Source organism: Pseudomonas sp. 2822-17, assembly GCF_002742485.1.
In the GTDB taxonomy this organism is placed as follows: Bacteria; Pseudomonadota; Gammaproteobacteria; order Pseudomonadales; family Pseudomonadaceae; genus Aquipseudomonas; species Aquipseudomonas cyclaminis.
The window spans coordinates 1-229 of the sequence record NZ_LJRZ01000022.1 but is presented as its reverse complement, the minus strand read 5'-3'; the positions used below and the strand labels follow the sequence as shown (position 1 = coordinate 229).

1 protein-coding gene is annotated in these 229 nt (G+C 34.1%); it reads right to left on the bottom strand.

Features of this window, described 5'->3' with window-relative positions; translation table 11 throughout:
- Positions 1–140 (bottom strand): PLP-dependent transferase (locus AOA60_RS00075; RefSeq protein ID WP_178075289.1); only part of this gene is annotated, 140 nt, incomplete at its 3' end.
- Between the last annotated feature and the right edge of the window lie 89 nt (positions 141–229).

The following is a 229-nucleotide window of genomic DNA, read 5'->3' as shown; positions in this document are numbered from 1 at the left end:
TGACTAGTGTCGTCAAAAACATAAGATGTCGTTTGGTAGATTGGTACTGCTCTTGCACCAGTTGTAGGATCTGGTGTCTGTCCCCCATGTAATAATAATGTTTCTAAATTTTGTGTTTCAAAATTCTCTGATTTACTCATTTCAAATTCCTCCCATTCATTTTTTATATAATCTATCATTATTGCAAAAGTGATTTAATCCTTGATAGCTTCTGAAATGATGTCTCCCC